The organism is Parasphingorhabdus sp., assembly GCF_036964675.1.
Lineage (GTDB): Bacteria > Pseudomonadota > Alphaproteobacteria > Sphingomonadales > Sphingomonadaceae > Parasphingorhabdus.
Genome location: NZ_JBALTF010000044.1, coordinates 1 through 9,224, shown reverse-complemented (window position 1 = coordinate 9,224; position 9,224 = coordinate 1). Strand labels below are relative to the sequence as shown.

The 9,224-nt window shown below is 56.6% G+C and carries 10 protein-coding genes; 4 read left to right on the top strand and 6 right to left on the bottom strand.

Annotated features, from left to right (window positions below; all coding sequences use genetic code 11):
* Positions 1-42: 42 nt before the first annotated feature.
* From V7665_RS09075 to V7665_RS09065, 3 genes are read right to left on the bottom strand one after another with little or no spacing between them, the layout of a single operon-like run.
* On the bottom strand, positions 43-783 hold the full coding sequence (locus tag V7665_RS09075; protein WP_335664218.1) for a dienelactone hydrolase family protein: 741 nt from the start codon (positions 781-783) through the stop codon (positions 43-45).
* Entirely contained in the window at positions 780-1,700 is a 921-nt protein-coding gene (gene cysK / locus V7665_RS09070) for a cysteine synthase A (RefSeq protein WP_335664217.1), read from the bottom strand. The genes V7665_RS09075 and cysK overlap by 4 nt, the downstream gene beginning before the upstream one ends.
* Positions 1,701-1,716: 16 nt before the next feature.
* Positions 1,717-2,994, bottom strand: coding sequence for an MFS transporter (locus V7665_RS09065; protein WP_335664216.1), 1,278 nt, complete (start codon positions 2,992-2,994; stop codon positions 1,717-1,719).
* Positions 2,995-3,166: 172 nt separating this feature from the next.
* Here V7665_RS09065 and V7665_RS09060 point away from each other — a divergent pair, with 172 nt between their 5' ends.
* Together V7665_RS09060 and V7665_RS09055 are read left to right on the top strand one after the other, a co-directional pair.
* Positions 3,167-4,912 carry a DUF885 domain-containing protein gene (locus V7665_RS09060; RefSeq protein WP_335664233.1) on the top strand — a complete coding sequence of 582 codons (1,746 nt, stop codon included), beginning with the start codon at positions 3,167-3,169 and terminating at the stop codon, positions 4,910-4,912.
* A gap of 209 nt (positions 4,913-5,121) precedes the next feature.
* The gene (locus V7665_RS09055; RefSeq protein WP_335664215.1) at positions 5,122-5,814 is read left to right on the top strand and encodes a L,D-transpeptidase family protein; all 693 of its coding nucleotides are present in this window, start codon (positions 5,122-5,124) and stop codon (positions 5,812-5,814) included.
* Positions 5,815-5,847: 33 nt separating this feature from the next.
* Here V7665_RS09055 and V7665_RS09050 read toward each other — a convergent pair whose 3' ends face one another.
* Positions 5,848-7,017: an aspartyl/asparaginyl beta-hydroxylase domain-containing protein gene (locus V7665_RS09050; protein ID WP_335664214.1), complete on the bottom strand. Its 1,170-nt coding sequence runs from the start codon at positions 7,015-7,017 to the stop codon at positions 5,848-5,850.
* Positions 7,018-7,394: 377 nt separating this feature from the next.
* Here V7665_RS09050 and V7665_RS09045 point away from each other — a divergent pair, with 377 nt between their 5' ends.
* Together V7665_RS09045 and V7665_RS09040 are read left to right on the top strand one after the other, a co-directional pair.
* Complete coding sequence (locus tag V7665_RS09045; RefSeq protein ID WP_335664213.1) at positions 7,395-7,535, top strand: hypothetical protein; 141 nt, start codon at positions 7,395-7,397, stop codon at positions 7,533-7,535.
* A 22-nt stretch (positions 7,536-7,557) separates the two neighbouring features.
* Positions 7,558-7,800: a hypothetical protein gene (locus tag V7665_RS09040; RefSeq protein WP_335664212.1), complete on the top strand. Its 243-nt coding sequence runs from the start codon at positions 7,558-7,560 to the stop codon at positions 7,798-7,800.
* A gap of 181 nt (positions 7,801-7,981) precedes the next feature.
* On the opposite strand, the gene V7665_RS09035 is transcribed toward V7665_RS09040, so the two are convergent.
* Positions 7,982-8,788: a hypothetical protein gene (locus tag V7665_RS09035; RefSeq protein ID WP_335664211.1), complete on the bottom strand. Its 807-nt coding sequence runs from the start codon at positions 8,786-8,788 to the stop codon at positions 7,982-7,984.
* 226 nt (positions 8,789-9,014) lie between these two features.
* Positions 9,015-9,224 (bottom strand): hypothetical protein (locus V7665_RS09030; protein WP_335664210.1); only part of this gene is annotated, 210 nt, incomplete at its 5' end.

Here is a 9,224-nt window from a genome sequence, read left to right as displayed (position 1 = left end):
CCAGACTAGATCTGTCGTCCGCAAGCCTATGGAACAGCGGGCCTAATATTGGTCCGCTGTTCTTTTGGTTTCAAACACTTCATCAAACATGCTGAGCATGGCAGCCTTGCTTTGCCGGTCGGCCGAAGCGTTATAGCGGACGGCTTCGAGCGACTTTGAAGTGCTGCTGACGTCGGTGAATCCGTGCAGGACGCCGGAATAGATATGCACGTGACAATCGGCGCCAGCAATATCCATTTCTTCCAGAAAGGCACGCATCTGCTTGGGCGGGACCAGCGGGTCGGCCCGGCCATGGCAGACCAGAATGCGCGATTTTATCACGCCGCGCTTGGCTGGCAATGGTGTCGCCAGCAGACCGTGAAAACTGACCACGAGAGCGATATCTTCGCCGCCGCGCGCCATTTCGAGAACGATTTCACCGCCCATGCAATAGCCGATCGCAGCTATTCGATTATTGGCGAGCTTTGACCGCGTGCGCAATTCTTCGAGCGCACAGCGGAACCGTTCCCGATAATATTGCGCATCCGCGCGCAAGGCATCTGCCAGTTTGCGCGCTTCCCTTATGTCTTCGAGGGCACCCTTGCCATAGAGGTCACAGACCATCGCGCTATAGCCCAGAGAGGCGAGCCATCTGGCGCGATCAAACATCAGCTTGGTCGGGCCGGCAATGGTCGGGACAATCAAGATCCCGGCGCGTGGATAGCGGCTGGGTTGCGCCATATAGCCGGACAATTCCACATCACCATGCCGATAGGTGAATTGCTGGACCTCGATCGAGCTCATTCTTCGGGCAAAAACTCGGGTACGGACAGATAGCGTTCGCCGGTATCATAGTTGAAACCGAGGACTTTTGCTCCGTCGCCCAGTTCCGGCAGTTTCTGGGCAATGGCCGCCAGAGTCGCGCCGGATGATATGCCGACCAGCATGCCCTCTTCCTTGGCGGCTCTCAGGGCCATGGCCTTGGCATCGGCTGGCTCGACCTGGATCGCGCCATCGATGCTCTGCGTGTGCAGATTGCCCGGGATGAAGCCGGCGCCAATGCCCTGGATCGGGTGCGGGCCGGGTTGTCCGCCGCTGATCACCGGCGAGGAGGTCGGTTCGACCGCATAGACTTTCAAATGGCTCCAATGTTGTTTCAGCACCTCTGCCACGCCGGTGATATGGCCGCCGGTGCCGACACCGGTGATGATCGCATCAAGCGGGTTATCCTTGAAATCATTGAGGATCTCGATCGCAGTCGTGCGCTTGTGCACTTCAAAATTGGCAGGATTTTCAAATTGCTGCGGCATCCACGAGCCGGGTGTCTGATCGACCAGTTCCTGCGCCCGCTCGATCGCGCCCTTCATGCCTTTTTCTTTCGGGCTAAGGTCAAAAGTTGCACCATAAGCCAGCATCAGGCGGCGGCGTTCGAGCGACATCGACTCGGGCATCACCAGGATCAGCGTATAGCCCTTGACCGCTGCCACCATAGCCAGTCCGACCCCGGTATTGCCGGATGTCGGTTCGATAATCGTGCCGCCGGGCTTGAGCGCGCCGGATTTCTCGGCATCCTCGATCATCGCAAGACCAATCCGGTCCTTGATCGACCCGCCCGGGTTGGAGCGTTCGGACTTGATCCACACATTGGCATCGCCGAACAGGCGCTGCATCTTGATATGCGGCGTATTTCCGATGGTTTCGAGAATGTTATTGGCGATCATTATCCTGCACTCCTGGTTAGTTTCTCATTCTTTGCCGGTCCGGTTGCGGTTCTTCCGGCGGATCAAAAGTTTTGGCGGCACCCAGTTGGGGGAACAGGCGCGACCAGAGTCCCGTCACCACTATAGCACCGGCACCGCCCGCGACAATGGCAGCAACGGGTCCGACCAATACGGCAAGGCCACCAGACAATGCGTCGCCCAGTTCGTTCGACGCGCTGATTGTCATCTGGCTGACGGCGCCAACCCGCCCGCGCTTTTCATCCGGCGTGTGCAACTGGATCAGCGAACTGCGGACATAGACCCCGAACATGTCGGCGGCGCCGCAGATGCCGAGGCAGGCCATCGACAGGTAGAGATTGGTGCTGAGCCCGAACCCGATCGTGCCGAGTCCGAATATAGCCATCGCAACCAGCATGCTATTGCCGACATTCTTGCTGAGCGGAGCAAAGGAGAAGATCAGCGCCACTATCACCGCACCGACCGCCGGGGAGGCGGCGAGCAGCGACAGGCCGATTTCGCCGGCGTGCAAAATGTCCTTGGCAAAGACCGGTATCATCGCCGTCGCGCCAGCCAGGAACATGACCAGCAGATCGAGCGTAATCGCCCCCAGCACCAGCTTGTTGGTCCAGACATAGGCCATGCCGTCGCCGACCTGCTGCAGCGGTCCTTTGGTTTTATCGGCAGCCGGGCGGGCCACCGGACCAATCAGGAAAATCGCCAGCGTTGCCAGCGAATAGAGGCCGGCGCAGACGAAATAGGGCAGGGCTGCGTCAACCTTGTACAGCGGTCCAGCCATGCCCGGCCCAGCGATCACGCCAACCTGCCAGGCGATGGTGGAGAGGGCTATGGCGCGCGGGATCGATGCTTTCGGGACCAGATTGGGCGCCAGCGAGGTAATCGCCGGTCCCAGGAAGGCCCGGCAGATGCCGAGCAGCACGGCGATGACATAGATGGTCCAGAGGGTGATGCCGCCGGATGCTGTCATCAGCCCCAGAGCAAGCGCAATCATCGCCTGGGCAGCGAGCACGATGCGGGCGATCCAGCGGCGATCCATATGGTCGGCAACCCATCCGACCAGCGGCGTCAGGATGAACAGCGGCACGAATTGCAGCAGCCCGAGCAGCCCCAATATGCCGGCTGAGGCACTGATCCCCATATCTTCGCGGGCCAGATTATAGGCTTGCCAGCCGAGGATCAGCATCATCGCGTAAAGTGCAAACATCGACGTCAGTCGCGAGAACCACAGATAGCGATAATTCGCTATGGTAAAGGGATGTGGAGCGGAACTGATCACGGGATATCTGCTAGCGATTGAAGCAACTTGCTGCAATCAATTCATGCTCGGACGCGAAGATTGGGCACAAGGTGGTTGGTCGAATAAGACTGGCCAAGCCAAGGGCGAATATGCCAATCAGCACCGATACAGACAGCAATATGAAATATTCCCCGGGGAGACAGACATGAAGATGCGCAATTTGATGCTGGCGGTATCGCTGGCCGCTTTGACGGTGACCGGATGCAAGAAGATCGAGGATCAGCCGGTCGCTTCGATGGAAGTTGACGCCAGCACTGCCTGGGGTGGCTATCTTGCGAACTTTCTTGATGGCTATTTCCCGGTCAATCCGACATTTGCCGTCTATCAGGGCAAGCATGAATTTGACGGCCAGATTCCCGACTGGAGCGCGGAAGGCCTGAAAAAAGCGATCGATATCCGCAAAAAGGCGATCGCGGATGCGCAGGCGATTGATGCGGCTGATCTGAGTGAAGCGGAGCAGTTTGAACGGGATTATCTGGTCAATGTGATGGAGGGTGAGCTGTTCTGGCTGGAAACCGCCGACTCGCCGCATAAAAATCCCGCTTATTATGTCGGAGCGCTGGATCCCAATGTCTATATCGCGCGGCCTTATGCCGATGCCGAAACGCGGATGAAGGCCTTTATCAAATATGCGCAAAATGTCCCGGCGGCAGCCGCGCAGATCAAGGAAAATCTGCAACTGCCGCTGCCCGAAAGCTTTCTCAAATATGGTCAGGCCGGCTTTGGCGGTTTTGCGGATTATTTCACCGGTGATGCCAAGGCCGCCTTTGCCGAGGTAAAGGACGCCGATCTTCAGCGGCAATTTGATGTTGCGGCGGCTGCGGCTGCAGCGGCGATGAAGGACCTGGCCGGCCATATCGGTTCGGTTCCGGCGACCAAGGACGGCTATGCACTGGGCGCCGAAAAATTTGCCGCGATGGTGAGCAAGACCGAGGGCGTCAATGTCTCGCTCGACGAACTGGAAGCCATTGGCAAGGCGGATCTGAAACGCAATCAAGTGGCTCTGGCCAAGGCTTGCGGCGCATTTGCGCCGGGCGCAAGCATCATGGATTGCATGACGAAAATGGGCAGCGACAAGCCAAAGGACGGACCGGTCGAGGAAGCCCGCCTGCAACTGCCGGGCCTGCGCGCCTTTCTGATTGAAAAGAATATCGTGACGATACCCGGTACCGAAGAAGCGCAAGTGGAGGAATCGCCGCCCTATAACCGACAGAACAGCGCCTATATCGACATACCCGGACCTTATGAAAAAGGTCTGCCAAGCGTCTATTATATCTCGCCACCCGATCCGTTATGGGACGAAGCCAAGCGCCAGGCCTATATTCCGGGGACCAAGGACCTGTTGTTCACGTCGGTGCACGAAGTCTGGCCGGGCCATTTCCTCAATTTCCTGCACAGCAATCGCACCAAATCGATTTTCGGCAAATTGTTCGTCGGCTATGCCTTTGCCGAGGGCTGGGCGCATTATAGCGAGGAAATGATGTGGGAGGCAGGTCTCAACGAGGGCGACAATGAGACCCATATCGGCCAATTGTCCAACGCGTTGCTGCGCGATTGCCGGTTCCTTTCCGCCATCGGCCTCCACTCGCAAGGGATGAGCGTTGCCGAGTCGAAGAAAATGTTCCTCGAGCAATGCTATCAGGATGAAGGCAATGCCGACCAGCAGGCGGCGCGCGGAACCTATGATCCGGCCTATCTCAATTACACGATGGGCAAGCTGATGATCCGCAAGCTGCGGGAAGACTGGACCAATGCCAATTTTGCCGAGCAGAAGGCCAAGGAAAAAACCGCTGGCTGGAAGGAATTTCATGACGAGTTTCTCAGCTATGGCGGCCCGCCGATTCCGATGGTGCGCAAGGCGATGATGAAGGAAGCCGAAGCGAAGGCGGTTTTCTAGGCGCGCATATTCGCTTCCAGCGGGAAGCGGTCTCCTGCACCTGCGATCAGAAGATCGGGCACCTGTTAGCGCGGGTGTCCGATCTCGCCCGTTAACGCTCCCCTTTAACATATTCGTAACCATCGTACCGCTGCGGGACGACGCAAAATTCGACCATTTCCGGTCACGATTCCATGGTAAACACTCCGTTAACTTCTGGAGTATGAGCGATGGTCGAGAAAATAGCCTATCGGATAAGTGCATCGGTTCTGCTGGTCGCGGCACTGGCGATTGTTGCGCTGCTGGTGATGGGACTGACCCGCGCGGACGCCGGTCGCTCAGCCGTGCAGTCGCAGACGGTGGTTGCCGGGAATGTGGCTTCCGAGCCTGTCGCCCAGAATATGTCCGAACCCGAACCAATCGCAGCCGATCCGATGGATCTTGCCGAAAAATTACCGCTCAGCGACAAGTTCGTGGTCAAACGCATCCTCCAGATCGACGAACCGTTCGTACATGGTTATTATAAATGGGATGATGAGGGCGTGCCGGAAGGCGAGTTGGTCGTCACCGTCGATCTCAAGGCCGAGAGCATTTCCGTGTTCCGCGCCGGCTATGAAATCGGCGCGGCGGTGATCACCTTTGGCGATTCCGAAAAACCGACCCCGACCGGTGTGTTTCCGATTACCCAGAAGAACAAGGATCATATCTCCAACATCTATGGCTCGCCAATGCCCTATATGATGCGGCTGACCAATGATGGTGTTGCGATCCATGCTTCCGATGTCAAATGGGGTTGGGGGACACGGGGCTGTATCGGTGTGCCACTGGAATTTGCCCGGCGGCTGTTCGAACAGGCCAAGCTGGGTGACCGGGTGATCGTGACCAATGGCAAGATGATCGGTATCGGTGACGCGATTTTGTAGGAAATGGTGCGGCCCGCCAATGGGCGGTGACCGCTATATCTCGACCGGTTTCTGATATTCGTTGATCGCCTCGAAAATTGTCGTCAGCGCGCTCCGTTCGTCTTCGGATATTTCCGGGCGCCAGATTTCGAACAGCAAGATCACCCGCCGCTGGTCGCTGCGGTTCCAGGCCTCATGTTCGAAACTGTCGTCGAAGACCAGCGCCTCTCCCACCTGCCAGGGTCGGGTTTCGCCGCCGACTCGCAAAGCACAATCGGGTGGCAGCACCAGCGGAATATGGCAGATCAGGCGGGTGTTGAGCATGCCATAATGCGGCGCAATATGGGTCCCCGGTTCGAGCACCGAGTAGAGTGCCATTGGCGAACGTTCCTCAATCACCGGAATTGGCGCAGCTTCCAGCGCCGCCATCGTCCTGGGACAATGGACCGAATTTTCCGTGACCTCGACGCCATCTTTCCAGAAATAATGGGCGCCCCAACTGGGATCATCGAGCAGCGGGTTGTTCGGCCGCGGGCGGTTGGGTTGTCCCTGCACATAGGGCTTGAACTCCTTGGTCCGGGCAATCACCCCGCGCAATTCTTCCTGCATATCGGGAATGGCGGCTTCCATTTCGGCCAGCCACGGAAATTCTGATCGTTCGTAAAATTCCCGCTGCGGCATGCCTGGATAATAGAAGATAGAGGGCTTCTGGTAGAAGATTTCCTTGCGGCCCATCAGCAGATCAATGGCCTGGCGCACGGGAATCGGAGTGTCCTTGCCGGCCAGGCCGGTGTCGTCGAGCCGGCGGAGCAGGAAAGCTTCAAAGCGGCCATGCGCTCCGGCGAGAAACTCTTCCGCCTGTTTCAGCTTGGGCCGCAGATCATGCGATACCGCTGCACCAACACTGACCATGTTCAGTGCCGCCTTGTAAAAGCCGGTTGCCGCCCGGTCATCATTGGTTCTGGCCTTGAGTTCGCCCATCTGAAACAGGGCAGGGAGATGACGCTTGTCGATCAGCAGCAGTTTTTGCAGCGCCATTTCCTCGCCCGCATCATCGCCCAGCATCCGGCAGGCATGGGCGAGCAACAGCCATTGCGGATCCACGCCGCTTTCCGGCGCGCAAATCTGATCCAGCATCTCCCGCGCCTTGCGAGCGTCGCCTGAGCGCAGATGGGCAATCGCGTCGGTGCGCAACTTTTCGGATTCGGACGGGGTCAAAGTCATTATATCGCTATATCCAATCCGGATAATCGTGCAACAGCTTCGACAATCGGCACCGATGTCCCGGAAAAGCCGACGCAAATGTCATCATCAGGGTGATGCAGAAGAAAATATTCAAAAAATCCGGCAACAGCTCCATGCCTTACAATCGCCCTGTTCCATCCCTATATAGTGACTATAAGAATGCGCTCCCGTGATCGCCACATTGTCCGGCAGTGTTTCTCTGCGATCAGAAATGGTTTTGATCGGCGTTAGGGAAATAGAAAATAGCCGCGCCTGCGCCGAATGCCGTCCCGCGACTTAATCTACCGTTATCCCGCAAACCAATGCGGTTCCGGCGTTTGTTGCCTTCATCCGTTTCAACCCGAAAGGACAATATCATGGCCAAATCACAGAAGAAATCGAACAAGGAAATTCGCAAGCCGAAAGCCGCAAAGACCAAGAACAATGCTTCCAACCCTTCGGGCAAGGCGGGTGTTGTCGTCGGCCTTGATAATATGAAAAGCAATCGCGGAAAATGATAGACAAGGAAAGGCGACAATCATGCGTGTAAAAGCATCCGTTTGCCGGGAACAGGAAGCGCGTCAGCTTGATCTGGCTGCCAATGATCCTCTGGAAAGTCGGCGCAAGGTCGCCGCTTCTGCCGCAAAGGCATGGGGCCTCGAAGCGATTCAGGCGGAAAAACGCGAGGCCGGTCATGTGAGTCCGCGCGACAAGCTGGACGCGGAAATCGCGCTTGAATTTGCTGATGAAAATGAAGCCGACGGACTGCAGGACAATGACTAGGATATAGTCGACGGACGTTGGCGGATGGTTTGTTTGCCCGGATGGTTGTCGGGGTGCGTGCGGTTATTATGGTCGTGCGAAAGAAAAGCAAAAAGCGACGCGGCGGCTTTCGGTAGAACATCATCGCTTGGTTCAAATCAGCTAGACGGAAATGTCCAGCTCCCGTTTACTCCCGCTCCTCTCAAGCCGTGCGATCTCCTGCATCGACCATGGCCGGATCGACCAGGCTTATCTTTTCGCCCGCCTTGAAGCCGAAAACCTGTTCGAATTTTTCCGGCCCCAAAAGCGCGGCTGCTTCGTCGAACATTTTCTGGTTTTGTGCGTTGAGCAAGTCGGCATCCATTGCCTGGGCCTCGGGCAAAGCCTTGGCCAATTGCATCTGTGCGCCCTCTCTCAAGGCCATGAGTTGTTCCAGCAACGCGGGATCGTCTGCCAGAACGGATTGTGCATTCTCTGCAAATTCGTCGGTTTTCGTGGCCATAGCGGCTGCCTTCATGATTGTTGATTCACCGGAAATGGCGGCGGACGTGCAATGTTTCACCTTGTCCAGCCATGCGCTTTTCTGCCGACCATAAGTTCCATATAGGTAGGAGCTCAGCCAATATCCACGGGCGTCTTTGACGGTTTGCGGGGGTTGGCCGCTAATCCCGGTTGCAAACAGGGCCTGATTGGCCAGCTGGTGGCAGACGCCGTCAATCGCATAGGTGAAGATGGTACCGCGGGCCGCCTGAACATGGCGGGAGTCCGCATTGGGTTCCACCAGACAGGATGCGATGCTCAATTCGCCATCGCTGGTAGCAATCGGGGGTGCGGGGACACCTTCGGGGTGGAAATCGCCCCAGCACATCCAGTAATATTGCCCCGCTGCTGCAACTTCTGCCAGTGAAGCATAGGGGGCGCCGCTATTGTCATAAGTTGTCACCCATGTGTGATCGAGCCGTTTGTCGATGCTGAGCGGGTGGACCCAGGCGTAGAATTTCACAGTCATGACAATGATCCCCTATTTCCAGAAAATATTGTCAATTTGTAACATAGATTACGCTCTATGTCTTCAAGTATAGATTATAATAGGTAGCATCTGTTCTATGGATGGCGGCAAGGCGTCCAAAGTCCGTTTATCACCACTGTTGTCAAAGGCAAATTTCGGCCCGTTGCTGTCCTTTTCTTAATATCTCACATTAGGCGAGATCGTTGCGACCGTCAGCGCCTCTTTTTCAGAGGTCGGAGGATAGCGAACCACAAATCCCCTCCCTTGGCAGGGAGGGGTTGGGCGTGTCCGGCACAGGGGTTTTGGAGGATTGACATTCACGGTCAAATTGTCTACTATAGTGGACAATAAGATTGTTTTCCGCAATATTGGCGAGATGGTTCAGATCGTTCGCACAGAAGTTTACGAGCGTTGGGTTCGCAAACTTAAAGACCGG

Coding starts and splice junctions, on each gene's coding strand:
- V7665_RS09075 (WP_335664218.1), bottom strand. CDS start 783: ATGAGCTCGATCGAGGTCCAGCAATTCACCTATCGGCATGGTGATGTG.
- cysK (WP_335664217.1), bottom strand. CDS start 1,700: ATGATCGCCAATAACATTCTCGAAACCATCGGAAATACGCCGCATATC.
- V7665_RS09060 (WP_335664233.1), top strand. CDS start 3,167: ATGCGCAATTTGATGCTGGCGGTATCGCTGGCCGCTTTGACGGTGACC.
- V7665_RS09055 (WP_335664215.1), top strand. CDS start 5,122: ATGGTCGAGAAAATAGCCTATCGGATAAGTGCATCGGTTCTGCTGGTC.
- V7665_RS09050 (WP_335664214.1), bottom strand. CDS start 7,017: ATGACTTTGACCCCGTCCGAATCCGAAAAGTTGCGCACCGACGCGATT.
- V7665_RS09045 (WP_335664213.1), top strand. CDS start 7,395: ATGGCCAAATCACAGAAGAAATCGAACAAGGAAATTCGCAAGCCGAAA.
- V7665_RS09040 (WP_335664212.1), top strand. CDS start 7,558: ATGCGTGTAAAAGCATCCGTTTGCCGGGAACAGGAAGCGCGTCAGCTT.
- V7665_RS09035 (WP_335664211.1), bottom strand. CDS start 8,788: ATGACTGTGAAATTCTACGCCTGGGTCCACCCGCTCAGCATCGACAAA.